We start from the raw sequence: 18,896 nt of genomic DNA on the forward strand, positions 1-18,896 counted from the left end.
GGCGCGACGGCGGGTTTGGCGGCCGGTTTGGCGGCGGGTTTGGCGGCGGGTTTGGCGGCCTTGGCGCCGGCCTTGGCGGCCGGCTTGGCGGAGGGATTCTTGGCCATGGGGCTGGGGAAAAGACGAAGGGCGCGATGGTATCATCCGCCGCGAATCGAGCGCCCCGTCAAGGGGCGTTTCCACAATCAAATCAAAGGCTTAGATCACGCGCAGGCTGTGGCGGCCCGGTGATCACACCCCGATGCGACTGAACTCGATCAAGCTCTCGGGCTTCAAGTCCTTTGCCGATCCGACGAACTTCCAGCTGCCCGGCCAGCTGGTCGGCGTGGTCGGCCCCAACGGCTGCGGCAAGTCCAACATCATGGATGCGGTGCGCTGGGTGCTGGGCGAAAGCAAGGCCAGCGAACTGCGTGGCGAGTCCATGCAGGACGTGATCTTCAACGGCTCGGGCAACCGCAAGCCGGCCAGCCGCTCCAGCGTGGAACTGGTGTTCGACAACACCAGCGCGAGAGCCGGCGGCCAGTGGAACCAGTTCACCGAGATCGCCGTCAAGCGCGTGCTCACGCGCGATGGCACGTCCAGCTACTTCATCAACAACCAGCCGGTGCGCCGGCGCGACGTGCAGGACGTGTTCCTGGGCACCGGCCTGGGTCCGCGCGCGTACGCCATCATCGGCCAGGGCACGATCAGCCGGATCATCGAATCCAAGCCCGAGGAACTGCGCATGTTCCTCGAGGAAGCCGCCGGCGTCTCCAAATACAAGGAGCGCCGCCGCGAGACCGAGAACCGCCTCAAGGACACGCGCGAGAACCTGACCCGCGTCGAGGACATCCTCCGGGAGCTCAATAGCAACCTCGAGAAGCTGGAGCGCCAGGCCGAGGTCGCCGCCAACTACCGCCACCTGCAGGACCAGGGCACGCTGAAGCTGCATCAGCTGTGGTTCCTGAAGCACCGCGACGCGGCCGGCGAGGCCACGCGGGTGAAGACCGAGCACGCGGAGGCGGTCAACGCGCTCGAGGCCAAGATGGCCGAACTGCGCCAGCTCGAGGCCGAGCTCGAGACCATCCGCCAGGCCCACTACGGCGCCGGCGACGAGCTGCATGCCGCGCAGGGCCGCATGGCCGAGGCGCAGATGGAGGTCAGCCGGCTGGAGGAGCGCATCCGCTACGTCGTCGAAGGGCGCCAGCGGCTGGAGCAGCGGCTGGTCGAGCTGCAGGCGCAGAACCAGCAATGGCAGGAGCGCGCCGAGCAGGCGCAGCTGGAGCTGGACGACGTCGCCACCCAGATCGCGCAGGCCGAGGAGCAGAGCGAGATCCTCGCCGCCCAGGCCGAGGACCAGGCGATGAAGCTGCCCGAGGTCGAGGACCAGGTGCGCGCCGCGCAGGCGCGCGCCAACGAGCAGCGCACGCAGGTCACGCAGGTGCAGCAGCAGATCCAGGTGCTGGCGGCGGAAAGCCGCAGCGTCGATGAGCAGCTCAAGGGCCTGCGCGGCCGCCGCGAGCGCCTGGCGCAGGAGCGCCAGGGCCTGGCGGCGCCGCAGCACGACAAGCTCGATGAGGTGAAGCGGCTGTCCGTCGCCGCCGACGAGCAGCAGGCGGTGGCCGACGCGCGGCTGGCGGAACTGGCCGAGGCCGCGCCCGCCGCCGACGAGGCGCGCCAGCAGGCCCAGCAGGAATCGCAGCAGCAGGCCGCGAAGCTGACCGACATCGTCGCGCGGCTGACCGCGCTGCGGGCGCTGCAGGAGAAGGTGCAGACCGAGGGCAAGCTCAAGCCCTGGCTGGCCAAGCACGGCCTGCAGGACATCAAGGGCCTGTGGACGCAGCTGCACATCACGCCCGGCTGGGAGAACGCGCTTGAGGCGGCGATGCGCGAGCGCATGGGCGCGCTGTCGGTGGGCCGGCTGGAGACGGTGCAGGCCTTCGCGTCCGATCCGCCGCCGGCGCGGCTGGCGTTCTACTCGCTGCCCGGCGGCGACATCGCCAACACGCATCGCGCGCTGCCGCCGCTGACCGACCAGCTCAAGCTGGAGTCCGGCGGCCTGAAGGCGCTGATGAACGACTGGCTCGAGGGCATCTACACCGCGGAGTCCATCGCGGATGCGCTGGCGCAGCGCCCCAAGCTCAGCCACGGCGAACTCATCATGACCCGCGAGGGCCACGCGGTGAGCCAGTTCGCGGTCAGTTTCTACGCGCCGGACTCGGAGACCGCCGGCCTGCTGGCGCGCGCGCAGGAGATCGAGAACCTGGAGCGCGAGCAGCGCGCGCAGACGCTGATCGCCGACGAGTCGCGCGCCCAGGCGGTCCGCGCCGAGGCCGTCTACACCGATGCGTCGCAGCGGCTGGCGGTGGTGCGGCGCGAGGCCTCGGAGACGCAGGCCCGTGCCCATCAACTGCAGGTCGAGCTGCTGCGCCTGGCCCAGCAGACCGAGGCCGCCGTCGCGCGGCGCACGCAGCTCGATGACGAGCTCGGCGAGATCGACGCCCAGACCGAAGCGCTGATGGAGCGCCGCATGGAAGGCGAGGCGCGCTTCGAGGAATTGGACCTGCAGCTCGCCACGACGCAGGAGAAGCACGCCGAGCTCGATGAATCGGTGATCAACGCCGAGCGCAAGCTGGCCGAGGCGCGCGAGCACCAGCGCGTGCTGGAGCGGCGCGCGCAGGAGGCGGTGTTCAGCGCCCGCGCGCTCGCCGCCAAGCGCGGCGAGCTGCAGCGCAGCATCGAGACCTCGCGCCAGCAGGTGCAGGTCAACGAGCAGACGGTGCAGAACATGGCGCAGGAGCGCGCCGAACTCGACGATGCGGCGGCGCAGGCCGGGCTGCAGGATGCGCTGGCGCTGAAGATGGAGCGCGAGCAGGCGCTGGCCCTCGTGCGCGCCAACTACGACGACCTCAGTCAGCGCCTCAAGCGCAGCGAGGAGCAGCGCATGACGATCGAGCGCGCGCTCGATCCGCTGCGCGAGCGCATCACCCGGCTGCAGCTCGACGAGCAGGCCGCCGCGCTGGGCGGTCAGCAGTTCATGGAGCAGCTGGTGGCGCAGAACGTCGACCTGGAGGCGCTGGCCAAGGGCATCGAGGAAGGCGGCGTGAAGCTGTACGGGCTGCAGGGCGAGATCGACCGCATCAACCGCGACATCGCGGCGCTGGGCGCGGTGAACCTGGCGGCGCTGGACGAGCTGGGCGCCGCGCGCGAGCGCAAGACCTTCCTGGACTCGCAGTTCGCCGACCTGACCAGCGCGATCACCACGCTGGAGGACGCGATCCACAAGATCGACCTGGAGACCCGCGACCTGCTGGGCTCCACCTTCACCCAGGTCAATGAGCATTTCGGCCGCATGTTCCCGAGCCTGTTCGGCGGCGGACAGGCCAAGCTGGTGATGACCGGCGACGAGATCCTGGACGCCGGCGTGCAGGTGATGGCGCAGCCGCCGGGCAAGAAGAACTCGACCATCCACCTGCTGTCGGGCGGCGAGAAGGCGCTGACGGCGATCGCGCTGGTGTTCGCGATCTTCCAGCTGAATCCGGCGCCGTTCTGCCTGCTGGACGAGGTCGACGCGCCGCTGGACGACGCCAACACCGAGCGCTACGCGCGGCTGGTGTCGGAGATGAGCAAGATCACGCAGTTCCTGTTCATCTCCCACAACAAGATCGCGATGGAGATGGCCAAGCAGTTGATCGGCGTGACGATGCAGGAGCAGGGCGTGTCGCGCATCGTGGCGGTGGACATGGAATCCGCGCTGGCGATGGCCGAGCAATGAGGATGACGACGGTGATCGCGGCGCACGAGGCGCGCGAGGCCGCAGGAGCAAACGAGCGATGACGACGGACTGGAACCTGACGACGCTGTTGGCCGCGCTGGGCGGTGTGGTGCTGGTGGGGCTGCTGGCGCAGGGCTGGTGGAGCGCGCGCAAGGCGGGGCCGCGACGCGCGGAGCCGCTCGCGCCGGTGGGCGACCGTCAGGAGCCCAGCCTGGGCGCGGGCGGTGCCGCGCCGGGCCAGGCGCCGGTGACGCTGGACGGCGCCGCCGACGGCGAGCCGCTGCCGGACCTGCGGACGCTGGACGAGACCGTGCCGGCGGTGGCCCGCACGCGCAAGGCCTCGACCCGCATCGATGCGCTGATCGACGCGATCGCGACGCTGGCGCCGGACTCGCCGGTGAGCGGCGAGATGGCGCTGTCGCACCTGCCGGGCAGCCGACGCGCCGGGACCAAGCCCTTCCAGATCGAGGGCTTGAACGCGGACAGCGGCGAGTGGGAGCTGCCGCATCCGGGCCAGCGCTACGGCGAGTTCCAGGCGGGGCTGCAGATGGCCAACCGCAGCGGCGCGCTCAACGAGATCGAGTACTCGGAGTTCGTGCAGAAGATCCAGGGTTTCGCGGACGGCATCGGCGCGATGCCGGAGTTCCCCGACATGCTGGACGTGGTGGCGCGGGCGCGCGAGCTCGACCAGTTCGCGGCCAGCCACGACGCGCAGCTGGCGATCGTGCTGCGCGCCAGGGGCGCGGCCTGGACGCTGGGCTTCGTGCAGCAGGGCGCGCTGCGCCACGGTTTCGTGCCGGGCGCGATGCCGGGCCGGCTGGTGCTGCCCTCGGCCGAGGAGGGCGCGCCGCCGCTGCTGACGCTCAACTTCGATGCGCAGGCGGCGCTGGCGGACGATCCGCAGGCCTCGTCGCTGCGTGAGCTGACGCTGTCGCTGGACGTGCTGCAGACGCCGGAGGCGCTGGAGCCCTTCGCGACCTGGCAGGAATCGGCGCGCAACCTGGCGCGCGACTTCGAGGCCGACATCTGCGACGACCGCAACCAGGTCCTGAACCTGCACGCGTTCCAGTCCATCGGGCAGGAACTGGCGGAGCTCTACAAGTCGCTGGCCGCGCGCGACCTCGCGGCAGGCAGTCCGGTGGCGCGGCGGCTGTTCAGCTGATTCAGGCGGTTCTCGCCGACGACGAAGACGGGCGCCCAGGTGGCGCCCGTCGTTCTTCCGCACGCCGAGTGACGACGCCGGGCTCGCATCCTGGGGGAGAGGTCCGGAAACGGCCAGCGGCCGGCGGCGGCATCCGCTACCGTGATCACTTTCCATGAACACCGCAGGCCAAGGATGAACGCCCGATCCAGCAAGCAAGTCGTGAAGGAGGCCTGGCGCGCATTCGCGTCGCGTGATCCGTCGCGCATCGCCGCCGTGTTCACCGAACAGGTGGAATGGGTGGCCCCGGAGGGAAACGCGACGGCGCGGGCGCTCGATCATCCGAGCCACATGATCGGGCGCGAGGCGGTTGTCCGCTTCCTGACGGTTGAGTTCCCCAAACTCTTCGTCAGCGACATTTCGATCGAATTCAAGGGCTTGTATGCGGAGGGGAACACCGTCATCCTCGAGGAACGCATGCGGGCGACGCTCGCCAGCGGCCGGTCCTACGACAACGACTATTGCTTCGTCTTCACGCTCGCAGGTGATCGCATCTCGTTCGTTCGCGAGTACATGGACACGGCACGCGGCGCACGCTGCATCTTTGGCTAGAAGCGGTCAGCCGATGTCCTCGACCTTCGCCTCGCGAGCGCGACCGACAAGCAAGCGCCGCACCTCGTCATCCGTCGTCTGCTCGAAAGTCTCGTACCACTGCCCAACCGAGCGGAAGCGCTCTGGCGTCTGGCCGCAGACGACCTCGTCCGCGTCCTGCGAGATCAGGTGGCAGGTTTCAGCCGCCGAGACCGGCACCGCCACCACGATGCGTGCCGGTTGCAGGTCGCGCAGCGCCTGCACCCCCGCGCGCATCGTGGCCCCGGTGGCCATGCCATCGTCGACCAGGATCACCTGCCGACCCTCGATCGCGGGCATCGGCCGGTCGCCGCGGTAGAGCCGCTCGCGCCGGTGCAGCTCGCGCATCTCCGCCCGCGTGACGATGTCGATGGCCGAGTAGCTGATCGCCAGCTGCTGGATCACCTGCGTGTTGAGCACCCGCACGTCCCCCGACGCGATGGCGCCCATCGCGTACTCGGGCTGGCCGGGCAGGCCGAGCTTGCGCACCACCAGGATGTCGAGCGGCGCGTCCAGCGCCCGCGCGATCTCCGCCGCCACCGGCACGCCGCCGCGCGGCAGCGCCAGCACCGTCACGTCGTCCCGGTGCGCATAGGCGGCCAGCCGCAGCGCCAGCTCGCGTCCCGCGTCGCGCCGGTCAGCGAAGCGACGCCCCGCGGCCGCCGACGGCGCGGCATGCGTCGCCGCATCGGGCATCTCGGGGGACGGGCGGACAGGCAGCATGGCGTGGGTCTCCGGGGTCATGGTGGTCTCGCAGGGACGCTGTTTCCATCCCCAGTTCAGAGCAAGCCGAGTGCCCGCCGCAGCCCGCCGGCTCGGGCGCGTCATTTGCCGCTCCGGCATTCCCAGGACGCTGCCCCGCCGAGGTCCCCATGCCGTCTCGAAGCTCTTCCTCCACGACCCGCGCCACCCGCAAGGCGCCGCCGCGCGCATCCGGGCGCTCCGGCGCGGGCGCGCGCCGCACGCGCGCCTCCAACGCCGACCATGCCGCGCACGGCAAGTCCTCGGGACGCGGCGCGGCGCGCGGCGACAGCGACGACGCGCCGGCCGCCCGGCGAGCGATCTGGAAGGGCGCCATCAGCTTCGGCCTGCTGCACGTGCCGGTGTCGCTGTATCCCGCCTCGCGCGACCAGCGCGTCGACTTCGACTGGCTGGACAAGCGCAGCATGGATCCGGTCGGCTACAAGCGCATCAACAAGCGCACCGGCAAGGACATCGACAAGACGCAGATCGTCAAGGGCGTGAAGCAGGACAACGGCGACTACGTCCTGGTCTCCGACGACGAGATCCGCAAGGCCTATCCCACCACCACGCAGACCATCGAGATCGAGACCTTCGTGCCGGCCACGCAGGTGTCCTTCGTCTACCTGGAGAAGCCGTACTACCTCGAGCCCATCGGCAAGTCCGGCAAGGTCTACGCGCTGCTGCGCGAGGCGATGTCCGACGCCGGCCTGATCGCGATCGCGCGGCTGGTGATCCACAGCAAGGAGCACCTGGCCGCGCTGCTGCCCGCCGGACCGGCGCTGATGATCGGCATGCTGCGCTGGGCCAATGAGATCCGCCCCTGCGACGACCTGAACCTGCCCGCCGAAGGCAAGTCCGCGCACGGCTTCAAGCCCAGCGAGCTGCAGATGGCCCGCCAGCTGATCGACGAGATGAGCAGCGACTGGCATCCCGAGGACTACCACGACGAATTCACCGCCGCGATCCGCGAGCTGATCGCGCGCAAGGTCGAGGAGGGCGAGACCGAGACCGTCACGCCGCTCGAGGCCGCGCCAGAGTCCGGCGAAGAGGGCGGCAACGTCGTCGACCTGACCGAGCTGCTCAAGCGCAGCCTGGGCGGCAAGTCCAGGAAGAAGTCGGCCTGAGGCCGGCGCCGATCCGCCATGCCGAGCGCCACCCGCCAGGACCCGCTGTCCCGCTACCGCCAGAAGCGGGACTTCCGCATCACGCCCGAGCCGGACGACGCACCGGACGAGGCGCCGGCCGCGCCGGCGCGTGCCGCCCGCAGCCGGCGAAGCGGCACCNACCGCAGGCGCTGTCCTTCGTCATCCAGAAGCACTGGGCTAGTCACCTGCATTACGACTTCCGGCTGGAACTCGACGGCGTGCTGCTGAGCTGGGCCGTGCCCAAGGGACCGTCCTACGACCCCAAGGAGCGCCGCATGGCGATCCATGTCGAGGACCATCCGCTGTCCTACGGCGGCTTCGAGGGCACCATCCCGCCGCGGCAGTACGGCGCCGGCGAGGTCATCGTCTGGGACAACGGCACCTGGGAGCCCGAGGGCGATCCGGCGCAGGGCCTGCGCGACGGCAAGCTGGTGTTCCGCCTGCATGGACAGAAGCTGGCGGGGCTGTGGCAGCTGGTGCGGACCTCCCGCGATGCCGCCAAGCGCGAGCAATGGCTGCTGATCAAGAAGCACGATGGCCGCGAGCGCGCGCATGCGGACTACGACGTCACCCTCGCGCTGCCCGACAGCGTGATCCAGCATCCGCTGGGTCTGATCGAGGAGCGCGAGGCTAGTGAAGAAAACGCGGCCGCCACCCCGGACCTGAGCCGCGCGCGCAAGGCGCGGCTGCCGGCCGAGCTGCCGCCGCAGCTCGCGACGCTGGTGAGCGCCACGCCGCCCGGCGAGTGGATCGCCGAGGCCAAGTTCGACGGCTACCGCCTGATGGCGCGGGTCGACAAGGGCAAGGTGCGCCTGATCACCCGTGGCGGCAACGACTGGACCGATCGCCTGGGCACGCTGGCCGAGGCCGTCGCTGGCCTGGGTCTGGACAACGGCTGGCTCGACGGCGAGATCGTCGTGCTGCGCGACGACGGCGCGCCCGACTTCAACCTGCTGCAGAACGCGATCGGCCATCCGAAGCGCCGCACGCCGGCGGACCTCGTCTACTTCCTCTTCGACGTGCCGTTCTTGAACGGCCACGACCTGCGCGAGGTGCCGCTGCGGGACCGCCGCGCGGTGCTGCGCGCGCTGATGGCCGGGCAGGAGGACGGGCCGCTGCGCTTCAGCGAGGACTTCGCGGTGCCGCCCGAGGAGATGCTGGCCGCGGCCTGCCAGATGCGGCTCGAGGGGCTGATCCTGAAGCGCCCTGACAGCAGCTACGTCTCCGCGCGCAGCGATGCCTGGATCAAGCTGAAGTGCCAGCAGCGGCAGGAGTTCGTCGTCGTCGGCTTCACCGACCGGTCCGACGGCGCGAAGGCGCTCGGCAGCCTCCTGCTGGGCTACTACGAGGGCCGCGCGCTGCGGTACGCGGGCCGCGTGGGCACGGGCTGGTCGCTCCAGCTCGCCGGCGAGCTGCACCGGCAGCTGGCGGCGCTCGAGGTCAAGCAGCCGCATTTCGACGAGGCCACGATCGCCCGCAGCCATTGGGCCAAGCTCAGCGGCCGCAGCGGCGGCGTGGCCCGGTGGGTGAAACCGACGGTGGTGGTCGAGGTCGCCTTCGCCGAGTGGACGCCCGACGGGCATGTCCGTCACGCCTCGTTCCAGGGCGTGCGCGTGGACAAGGCGCCGCGCGACGTGGGTCGCGAATCGGCGAAGCCCGCCGAGGAGGTCAAGCCCGCGAAGGAGGCCAAGCGCGCGTCCCCAACAGCGAAGGACAAGCGGTCGGCCACCGCCGCCGCCGCGCCGTCGGGCCAGTTGCGCATCACGCATCCGGACCGGGTGATCGATCCGTCCACCGGCCACACGAAGATCGAGCTGGTCCGCTACTACGAGAGCGTCATCGAATGGATGCAGCCGCATCTGGGCCGCCGGCCGGTGGCGATCGTGCGGGCGCCGGACGGCATCGAGGGCCAGCTGTTCTTCCAGAAGCATGTCGAGGGCGACGAGCTCATCGTGATCCCCGACGCCGCGGCGCTGATGCAGATGACGCAGATGAACGCGATCGAGTTCCACACCTGGAACGCGCAGGACGACCGGCTCGACCGCGCGGACCGGCTCATCGTCGACCTCGATCCCGGCGAGGGCGTGGCCTTCGGCGCGGTGGTGGAGGCGGCGCGCATCACCCGCGCGCTGCTCAAGGAACTGGGCCTGCTGAGCTGGCTCAAGACCAGCGGCGGCAAGGGCCTGCACGTGGTGGTGCCGCTCGACCGCCGCCACGACCACGCCACGGTGAAGGCCTTCAGCCAGGCCGTGGTGCGTCACCTGGCCGAGACCTTCCCGAAGAAGTTCTCGGCCAAGAGCGGCCCGCGCAACCGCGTCGGCAAGATCTTTCCCGACTACCTGCGCAACGGGGAAGGGCAGACCACCGCCTGCGCCTTCTCGGCCCGCGCGCGGCCCGGCCTGGGCGTGTCGATGCCGATCGACTGGGACGAGCTGGGCGAGCTCAAGCGCGCCGACCACTGGACCATCGCCAATGCGCGCGACCGGCTCAGCTTCCAGAAGCAGGATCCCTGGCAGGACTACTGGGGCACGCGGCAGACGCTGACGCGCGGCCTCAAGCTGCTGGGACTGCCCTGAGCGCCCGGGCGTCCATCAGCGGCAGGCGCAGCTCGAAGCGGGCGCCGGTGCCGCTGCCCTCGCTGTGCACGCCGACCTGGCCGCCGTGCATGCCGATCAGCTGCTTGACGAGCGACAGGCCGATGCCCAGGCCGCCCTGCGAGCGATCCAGGGTGCGGTCGCCCTGGACGAACAGGTCGAACATGGTGAGCTGCAGACTGGGCGGGATGCCGATGCCGTCGTCGCTGACGGTGATCAGCGCCTGGCCCGGGGCGCCGTCGGGGCCGCGCTCTTCGCGCAGCGAGAGCTCGATGCGGCCCAGCGGGTCGGTGTACTTGGCGGCGTTGGTCAGCAGGTTCGCCACGCACTGGATCAAGCGGGCCTGGTCGCCCCAGACCCGCAGCGGCGGGCCGCCGAGCGTCACCGAGAACCGGTGCTGGCGCTCCCGCATCAGCGGCTCCACCGTCTCCACCGCCTGGGCGATGACCTCGGGCAGCAGCACTGGCCCGAGCTGCAGTTCCACCCGGCCCTGGGTGATGCGCGACACGTCGAGCAGGTCGTCGACCAGCCGGGTCAGCGTCTCGACCTGCCGCCGGATGATGTCGACCATCTTGCGCGAGCGCTCGTCCGGCAGGCCCAGCCGGCTCAGCACGTCGCCGGCGCTGCGGATCGGCGCGATCGGGTTGCGCAGCTCATGGGCCAGCATCGCCAGGAACTGGTCCTTCTGGCGGTCCGCCGCCTCCAGCCGCCGCCGCGCCCTCAGGTGGGCGGAGATCTCGCGGTAGTAGCAGACGACGCCCGGCGCGCCGCTGGCCAGCGGGATGCGGCTGATCTGCCACTCGTAGGCCTCGGTCACGCCCAGGTCGCTGCGCTCCTGCACGAACTCCGGCGTGTGGTACGGCTCGCCGGTCTCCAGGGTGCGCTGGAACAGCGCCAGGATCTGGTCCGACAGCGGGTGGCCCCACTGGCGCTCGACCTGCGCATCGAAGCGCGAGCCGATCAGGTCCGGCGGATCGCCGAAGGTGGCGCGCGCGGTCGGATTGGCCTCGCGGATGCGCAGCGCCGTGCCGTCGTGCTCGACCAGGAAGACACCCATCGGCGCCTCGTTGAGCAGGGTCTCGAACTGCGCCGTCCGCAGCCGGAAGGCCGCTTCCGCCGCCTGCCGCATCCGGCGCAGTTCCAGCAGCGCGCCCAGCCGCGCGAGCAACTCGCGGGCCGAGAAGGGCTTGATCATGTAATCGTCGGCGCCGGCATCCAGGCCCTCGATGCGGGCGTCCTCGCCGGCGCGGGCCGACAGCAGCACCACCGGCACGCCGCCCAGCCGCGCGTCGCCGCGCAGCGCGGCCAGCAGCGCCAGGCCATCGAGCTTCGGCATCATGACGTCGCTGAGGACCAGGTCAGGCGGCTCGCGTCGCGCCGCCTCCAGCGCCTCCAGGCCGTCGGCCGCCAGTTCCACCGCGTAGCAGGGCGACAGCAGGTCGCGCAGGTAGGCCCGCATGTCGGCGTTGTCGTCGGCCACGATCACCCGCGCGCCGAAGGTCTCCGCGAAACGTGGGTCGGCCGAGGCCCAACCGCCCGCCTGGATGCGGCCGGGCTCGCCGTCGCTCACCGGCTCGGGCGCCGGGAGCCAGCGCAGCGCCTCTTCCACGAAAGCGCGAGCGCCAGTCGTGGTGGCCGCGCCGGGGGTGGTGGCATTGACGCCGGTCGTGGTGGCCGCCGCGGCGACGGGGAGCGGCGCCGATCCACCCGGTCGCGCCGGCGATGCGGGCTGCCGGCCCAGCGGCAGCAGCACGCGGAACAGCGAGCCTTCGCCCTGCACGCTGGAGGCCTCGATCCGTCCGCCGTGCAGCTTGACCAGCTCCTGCACCAGCGCCAGGCCGATGCCGGAGCCCTCATGGGTGCGGCCCTCGGCGCCGGCCACGCGATGGAAGCGCTCGAAGACCCGCGGCAGTTCCTCCGCGGGGATGCCGGCGCCGGTGTCCGCGACCTCCAGCACCGCGAGCCGCGGGTCATGGCCCTGACCGCGCAGGCGCACCGTGACCTGTCCGCGCAAGGTGAACTTGAAGGCGTTGGACAGCAGGTTCAGGACGATCTTTTCCCACATCTCGCGGTCGACCCAGGCCGCCTGGTCCAGCGGCGCGCAGTCGACCTCGAAGGCCAGTCCGGCGCGTTCCATGGCGGAGCGGAAGGTGCTCGCCAGGTCGCGCGTGAGCGCCGCCAGGTCGGTGGCCTCGAAGCGCGCCAGCGCGCGGCCGGCCTCGATCCGGGAGAAGTCCAGCAGCGTGTTCACCAGGCGCTGCAGGCGCGACGCGTTGCGCAGCACCAGGGCCAGGCGCTCGCGCTGGAGGCCGCTCAGGTCGGGCGCGGTCACCAGGTCCTCGAGCGGGCCCAGCATCAGCGTCAGCGGCGTGCGGAACTCGTGGCTGATGTTGGAGAAGAAGGCCGTCTTGGCGCGGTCCAGCTGGGCGAGCTCCTCGGCGCGGCGCCGCTCGGCCTCGTAGGCCGAGGCGTCGGCCAGCGCCGCCGCGAGCTGGCCCGCGACCAGGTTGAGGAAGCTGCGGTAGGCCTCGTCGAGCGGCCGTCGCGGGCTCACGCCGGCCAGCAGGAAACCGGCGGGCTCGCGGCCGGCGCTCTTGAGCGGCAGCAGGACCGCGCGCTCGAGTGGCTCCGGCCACTCCGGCAGCCGCAGCGACACGCCCAGCGCCGCCATCGACGGCAGGTCCTGCGCCGGCGCGCCGTCCACCAGCGCGCGCAGCGGCCAGCCGTCGGGTGGATCGACCAGGTCGAGCCGCTCGGGCAAGGCCTCGGCGGCGGTGCGTTGCGACGTCTCGCCGGCCGCGTCGTGGCCGAGCGGTCCGGTGCAGCCGGCGCGACGCGCCCACTGTCCGCCGGGCTCGGTCAGGTACAGCGCGGTGAAGGGCAGGTCCAGCGGGTAGTCGGACAGGACCTCGCAGGTGCGCCGCGCGACGTCGTCCTGCTGCTCCACGCCGACGGTGCGCGTGGCCAGGTCCTTCAGCACCCGCAATCGGCGCTCGCCGATCACGCGGTCGGTGACCTCGGTGACCACGCACCACATGCCGTTGACGCGCAGTTCGTCGTCGTGGACCGGGCTGTAGGAGAAGGTGTGATAGGTCTCCTCCGGGAAGCCGCTGCGCTCCAGGAACAGCAGCAGGCCTTCGTCCCAGGTCGCCTCGCCGGTGCTCAGCACATGACGGATGCGGCTGTAGGCGGCGTCCCAGACCTCGGCCCAGACCCGCTCGGAGCGCGCGCCCAGCGCCCACTCGCGCTTCAGGCCCAGCGTCGGCAGGTAGGCGTCGTTGCAGAAGAAGGTCATCTCCGGGCCCCACGCCAGCCACATCGCGTAGCGGGAGTCCAGCATCATCCGCAGCACCGTCTTGAGCGAGCGCGGCCAGCCGTCCGGGGGACCGAGCGGCGTGCGGGTCCAGTCCAGGGCCCGCATGCGCGCGCCCATCTCGCCACCGCCGTCCAGGAAGTGCTCGCGGCGCGGCGCGGCCGGTGCACCGGGCGACGGCGCGGAGGAGGGCACCGGTGCGGCCGCGTCGTTGCGGCCCTCGGGGGGCAGGCCGGTGGGACCGGCGGGCAGAACGGGCATCGGCAGGAATTCCCTTGTCGGGACAGGGGCAGTCGAGTCTAGGCGTCGCCTAGCAAGCGGCGCACCCGCATCGGCCCTGCCTGGACGGCGGGGAGCGCCACGGCGATGGGGGACGCGAACCGGCGGTGCTGGGAGCGGCGCTTGCCGCTGCCATCCATCCGCACCCGTACCCGCATCCGCATCCGCACCTGCGCTGGAGAGCCCCGCCCGATGGCCGATTCGATGGACCTGATCCTGTGGCGCCACGCCGAGGCCGCCGATGCCGCGCCCGGCATGGACGACCTGTCGCGGGTGCTGACCGGCCGCGGCGAACGCCAGGCCCGCGAGATGGCGCACTGGCTGGACCGGCACCTGCCGCGCGACACCCGCGTGCTGGTCAGCCCAGCGGTGCGCACGCGCCAGACGGTCCAGGACCTGCGCCGCAAGGTCGTGTCCAGCGACGCGCTCGCGCCCAGGCGGGACGTGCGGGCGCTGCTCGAGGCCGCCGGCTGGGCCGAGGCGACGGCGCCGGTGATGGTCGTGGGTCACCAGCCGACGCTGGGACTGGCGCTCGCCCACCTGGTCGGCGGCGTGCCGCTGGACCGGCTCGCGGACACGACGCCCTGGCGGCTGCGCAAGGGCGGTTTCTGGTGGCTGCGCTGCGAGCGCGACGCCCGCGACCGGCCCGGCGTGCTGGTGGTGGCGGTGCGATCGCCGGACCTGCCGTGATGCGCCGCGGGCCCTCGCCGCCGCGCCTTCGCGCCGGGGCGCCGTTGCAGGGGCGCCCGCTACACTGGCGGCTTGCCCACCGCGAAAGCTGCCTTGAGTTCCAGCCTGTTCCTCATCTTCCTGCTGATCGCCGCCAGCGCGTTCTTCTCGATGGCGGAGTTGTCGCTGGCCGCGTCGCGGCGGCTCAAGCTCAGGCAGATGGCGGACGAGGGCGACCCGCGGGCTGCGCAGGTGCTGAAGGTCCAGGAGCAGCCCGGCCACTACTTCACCGTGGTGCAGATCGGCGTCAACACGCTGGCCATCCTGGCCGGCGTGGTCGGCGAGGGCGCGCTGACGCCCCACTTCGAATCGCTGCTGCGGCCGCTGATCGACGTCGACACCGCGCAGCGCGTGGCCTTCGCGCTGTCCTTCGGCTGCGTCACGACGCTGTTCGTCGTGCTGGCGGACCTGCTGCCCAAGCGGCTCTCGATGAACGAACCCGAGCGCGTCGCGCTGGCCTTGATCCGGCCGATGCTGTTCCTGACCGTGCTGCTGCGGCCGGTCGCCTGGGCGCTGGGCCTGGTCACGGACGGCCTGCTGCGGCTGCTCGGCCGGCCGATGACGCCGGACAACACCATCACCCATGACGACATCCTCGCCATGGCCGCCGCGGGCCAGCAGGCCGGCGTCGTCGCGGCCGCGGAGCAGCAGGTGATCGAGAACGTGCTCGAGCTCGAGACCCGCACCGTGGAGTCGTCGATGACCTCGCGCGAGCGCGTCGTCTACTTCTCGCTCGACGACGACGAGGCGCTGGTGCGCACGCGGATCGCGGACTCGCCGCACTCGACCTACCTGGTCTGCGACGGCGAGATCGACCAGGTGGTCGGCTACGTCGACGCGACCGACCTGTTCCAGCGCGTGCTGCGCGGCGAGGTGATCTCGCTGCGCGCCGAGCCGGCGCTGGTCAAGAAGGTGCTGATCGTGCCCGACCGGCTGACGCTGGCCGAGGTGCTGACGCAGTTCCGCCAGGCGCATGAGGACTTCGCGGTCATCGTCAACGAGTACTCGCTGGTGGTGGGCGTGATCACGCTGAACGACGTGATGAGCACGGTGATGGGCTCGCTGGTCTCCACCGACGAGGAGGAGCAGCAGATCATCCGCCGCGACGACGGCAGCTTCCTGGCCGACGGCATCACGCCGATCCCGGACGTGCAGCGCGCGCTGGGCGTGGACGACTTCCCGCACCCGGGCCAGTACGACACGCTGGCCGGTTTCCTGATGGTGATGCTGCGGCGCATCCCCAAGCGGACCGACGTCGTGGAATGGCACGGCTGGCGCTTCGAGGTCGTTGACGTCGACAGCCACCGCGTCGACCAGGTCATGATCGCCCGCGCGGCGCCGCCGGCGACTGACACGGGCGCCTGACCCCCGGCCGCCGGCCCTCCGGCAGCGTGTCCAGGGACGGCCTGACCAACGGCCGCGCGGCCTGCCTGCGCCACAATGCGCGGATGACTGCCCAGCCCGCTTCCACAGCCTCCGCGGCTTCGCTTCCGCTCGACCAGGCCGCCGTCCGCGCCGCCGAACTCCGTGACCAGCTGCACCATCACGCCCACCTGTACTACGTGCTGGACGCGCCCGCGCTGCCCGATGCCGAGTACGACCGGCTGTTCCAGGAACTGCAGGCGATCGAGGCCGCGCATCCGTCGCTGCTGACGCCCGATTCGCCGACGCAGCGGGTCGGCGGCGCGGTGCTGGAGGGCTTCGAGCCGGTGCGGCACGTGGTGCCGATGCTGTCCATCCGCACTGAGACCGACACCGAGGCCAGCGGCGCCGAGAACTTCGACGCCCGCGTGCGTCGGGAACTGGACCTGGGCGAGCAGGCCGCGCCCGTCGAATACGCGGCCGAGCTCAAGTTCGACGGCCTGGCGATCAGCCTGCGCTACGAGCGCGGCGTGCTGGTGCAGGCCGCCACGCGCGGCAATGGCGAGACCGGCGAGGACGTGACGCAGAACGTGCGCACGATCCAGCAGATTCCGCTGCGCCTGCGGGGCGACGGCGCCAAGGCCGAGGTGCTGGAGGTGCGCGGCGAGGCCTACATGCGCCGCGACGATTTCGAGAAGCTCAACGAGCGGCAGCGCGCCAACAACGAGAAGACCTTCGTGAATCCGCGCAACACGGCGGCGGGGGCGATCCGCCAGCTCGATCCGGCGCTGGTGCGGCAGCGGCCGCTGAGCTTCTTCGCCTACGGCATCGGCGAGACGCGCGGCTGGGACATCCCCGCCACGCACAGCGCGATGCTGGACGCGCTGCAGTCCTACGGGCTGCCGGTCAACGCCGACCGCGCGGTGGTGCGCGGCGCCGAAGGGCTGGTGAAGTTCCACCGCGAGATCGGCGAGAAGCGCGACGCGCTGCCCTTCGACATCGACGGCGTCGTCTACAAGGTCAACAGCCGCGAGCTGCAGCGGCGGCTCGGTTTCGTGTCGCGCGAGCCGCGCTGGGCGGTCGCGCACAAGTACCCGGCACAGGAGCAGGTGACCAGGCTGGACCGCATCGAGATCCAGGTCGGGCGCACTGGCAAGCTGACGCCGGTGGCCAAGCTGGAACCGGTCTTCGTCGGCGGCACGACGGTCAGCAATGCGACGCTGCACAACCTCTTCGAGATGCGTCGCAAGGGCATCCGCGTCGGCGACCAGGTGATCATCCGGCGCGCCGGCGATGTGATCCCGGAGGTCGTCGGCAAGGTGGACGCCAGGCGCGCGCACTACGTGCCCAACTTCCGCATGCCCAGGCACTGCCCGATCTGCGGCAGCGACGTGGTGCGCGAGAAAGGCGGCATCGACCACCGCTGCAGCGGCGGCATCTTCTGCCCGGCGCAGCGCAAGCAGGCGATGCTGCACTTCGCCGGCCGTCGCGCGATGGACATCGAGGGCCTGGGCGACAAGCTGGTCGACCAGCTCGTCGACGGCGGCCTCGTGACGAGCCTGCCGGGGCTCTACAAGCTTGGCGTGGCCAAGCTCACCGCGCTGGAGCGCATGGGCGACCGCAGCGCGCTGAACCTGATCGACGCGCTCGAGAAGAGCAAGCACACGACGCTGGCGCGCTTCCTCTTCGCGCTGGGCATCCGTCAGGTGGGCGAGACCACGGCCAAGGACCTGGCGAAGCACTTCGGCAACATGGATGCGCTGATGAACGCGACGGAGGAGCAACTGCTCGCGGTGAAGGACGTCGGGCCGATCGTCGCCAGGAGCATCGCGGCTTTCTTCGCCGAGGCGCACAACCGGGAGGTCGTCGCGCAGCTGATCGCCGCGGGCGTGAGCTTTCCCGAGAGCGATGGCGCCGCGGCCGCGCCGGCGGGACCGCAGCCGCTGGCGGGCAAGACGCTGGTGCTGACGGGGACGCTGCCGACGCTGTCGCGCGACGAGGCCAAGGAGCTGATCGAGGCTGCGGGGGGCAAGGTCAGCGGGTCGGTGTCGAAGAAGACCAGCTACGTGATCGCGGGCGAGGAGGCGGGGTCCAAGCTCGACAAGGCGCGCGAACTCGGAGTGACCATCCTCGACGAGGCCGGGCTGCAGGCGCTGCTGGCCGGGGAGGGGTGACGTCCTTCGCCGGCTGCTGGCCCTCACCCCTCCCTCTCCCGCAAGCGGGAGAGGGGGAAAGAAGAGCGAGTACGTCCGGTGTTATTCCCATGAGCGGGAGCAGCGAGCACAGGCGGTGTGACTTCCGCAAGCGGGAGAGGGGGCAATGCCGGCCGCGATCTTCTTACTCCCTCTCCCGCTTGCGGGAGAGGGCAGGGGTGAGGGCCATCAGCCTGCCGCAGTCCGGCGTCTGATGGTCATCGCCATGCCCGCCGCCAGAAGGCAGGCGGCGCCCGCCACGTAGAGCGCGGGCGCATAGCTCAGCAGCAGGCTGCGGCTGAGTCCCGCGCCGTACGCGGCCACCGCGGCGCCGATCTGATGGCCGGCGAAGACCCACCCGAACACCATGCCGACCTTCGCCGCGCCGAAGCGCTCGGCGGTCAGGCGCACCGTGGGCGGCACGGTGGCGATCCAGTCCAGCCCGTAGAACACCGCGAACAGCGACAGCCCGTACAGCGTGAACTCCGCGCTCGGCAGCCACAGCAGCGACAGCCCGCGCAGCGCGTAATACCAGCACAGCAGCTTGCGGGCGTCGTAGCGGTCGCTCAGCCAGCCCGAGGCGATGGTGCCGATGAAGTCGAACACGCCCATCATCGCGAGCACCGATGCTGCCGGCACCGCCGCCAGGCCGTAGTCGCCGCACAGCGAGATGAAATGCGTCTGCACCAGGCCGTTGGTCGACAGCCCGCAGATGAAGAAGGTGCCGAAGAGCAGCCAGAAGGTCGGCTGCGTCGACGCCTCGCGCAGCGCGACGAATGGCGTGCGCCAAGTCACCGCGGGCGTGGCGGGGGCGGCCGGTGCCGGTGCCGGTGCCGGTGCCGGTGCCGCCGAGGCCGGCTCGGCGCCATACGGCGCCAGGCCCAGGTCCGACGGCCGGTCGCGCATGAACAGCAGCACCAGCGCCATCACGCCCAGGCACAGCACGGCCAGCGGCAGCAGCGGCGCGCGCCAGCCCCAGCGCTCGATCATCCAGGCGGCGACCGGCAGGCAGA

General features: G+C 71.2%; 10 protein-coding genes and 1 pseudogene (1 of these 11 cut by a window edge). 8 read left to right on the plus strand and 3 right to left on the minus strand.

From position 1 onward, the window contains the following. The first annotated feature begins 241 nt into the window (after positions 1-241). The 3 genes from smc (at position 242) to ACTJKJ_RS07440 (ending at position 5,507) form a co-directional block, all read left to right on the plus strand. Positions 242-3,754 (plus strand): chromosome segregation protein SMC, encoded by a 3,513-nt coding sequence (gene smc, locus ACTJKJ_RS07430; RefSeq protein ID WP_440820022.1) that lies wholly within the window; start codon positions 242-244, stop codon positions 3,752-3,754. Between the two features lie 58 nt (positions 3,755-3,812). Then, the gene (locus tag ACTJKJ_RS07435; RefSeq protein ID WP_440820023.1) at positions 3,813-4,916 is read left to right on the plus strand and encodes a cell division protein FtsZ; all 1,104 of its coding nucleotides are present in this window, start codon (positions 3,813-3,815) and stop codon (positions 4,914-4,916) included. A gap of 174 nt (positions 4,917-5,090) precedes the next feature. After that, positions 5,091-5,507 (plus strand): nuclear transport factor 2 family protein, encoded by a 417-nt coding sequence (locus tag ACTJKJ_RS07440; protein ID WP_440820024.1) that lies wholly within the window; start codon positions 5,091-5,093, stop codon positions 5,505-5,507. Between the two features lie 6 nt (positions 5,508-5,513). Here the strand turns inward: ACTJKJ_RS07440 and ACTJKJ_RS07445 are convergent, their stop codons facing one another. After that, positions 5,514-6,221 carry a phosphoribosyltransferase gene (locus ACTJKJ_RS07445; protein WP_440820171.1) on the minus strand — a complete coding sequence of 236 codons (708 nt, stop codon included), beginning with the start codon at positions 6,219-6,221 and terminating at the stop codon, positions 5,514-5,516. Between the two features lie 176 nt (positions 6,222-6,397). Here ACTJKJ_RS07445 and ku point away from each other — a divergent pair, with 176 nt between their 5' ends. Both ku and ligD read left to right on the plus strand, forming a co-directional pair. Then, positions 6,398-7,393 (plus strand): non-homologous end joining protein Ku, encoded by a 996-nt coding sequence (gene ku, locus ACTJKJ_RS07450; RefSeq protein ID WP_440820025.1) that lies wholly within the window; start codon positions 6,398-6,400, stop codon positions 7,391-7,393. A 206-nt stretch (positions 7,394-7,599) separates the two neighbouring features. Continuing rightward, positions 7,600-9,990 carry a DNA ligase D gene (gene ligD / locus ACTJKJ_RS07455; protein WP_440820172.1) on the plus strand — a complete coding sequence of 797 codons (2,391 nt, stop codon included), beginning with the start codon at positions 7,600-7,602 and terminating at the stop codon, positions 9,988-9,990. On the opposite strand, the gene ACTJKJ_RS07460 is transcribed toward ligD, so the two are convergent. Beyond that, positions 9,968-13,582: an ATP-binding protein gene (locus ACTJKJ_RS07460; RefSeq protein ID WP_440820026.1), complete on the minus strand. Its 3,615-nt coding sequence runs from the start codon at positions 13,580-13,582 to the stop codon at positions 9,968-9,970. The two genes, ligD and ACTJKJ_RS07460, sit on opposite strands and share 23 nt — an antisense overlap. 141 nt (positions 13,583-13,723) lie before the next feature. On the opposite strand from ACTJKJ_RS07460, the gene ACTJKJ_RS07465 reads away from it, so the two are divergent. From ACTJKJ_RS07465 to ligA, 3 genes are all read left to right on the plus strand, one after another. Next, positions 13,724-14,290, plus strand: a complete 567-nt coding sequence (locus ACTJKJ_RS07465) for a SixA phosphatase family protein (RefSeq protein ID WP_440820027.1) — start codon at positions 13,724-13,726, stop codon at positions 14,288-14,290. 93 nt (positions 14,291-14,383) lie between these two features. Then, positions 14,384-15,694 carry a hemolysin family protein gene (locus tag ACTJKJ_RS07470; protein ID WP_255489488.1) on the plus strand — a complete coding sequence of 437 codons (1,311 nt, stop codon included), beginning with the start codon at positions 14,384-14,386 and terminating at the stop codon, positions 15,692-15,694. An 83-nt stretch (positions 15,695-15,777) separates the two neighbouring features. Further along, the gene (ligA, locus tag ACTJKJ_RS07475; RefSeq protein WP_091724346.1) at positions 15,778-17,865 is read left to right on the plus strand and encodes an NAD-dependent DNA ligase LigA; all 2,088 of its coding nucleotides are present in this window, start codon (positions 15,778-15,780) and stop codon (positions 17,863-17,865) included. A 207-nt stretch (positions 17,866-18,072) separates the two neighbouring features. Here ligA and ACTJKJ_RS07480 read toward each other — a convergent pair. Beyond that, positions 18,073-18,896 (minus strand): annotated as a pseudogene (locus ACTJKJ_RS07480) (MFS transporter); it runs 482 nt beyond the window's last position.

The organism is Roseateles sp. 22389 (assembly GCF_052044995.1).
Lineage (GTDB): Bacteria > Pseudomonadota > Gammaproteobacteria > Burkholderiales > Burkholderiaceae_C > Roseateles.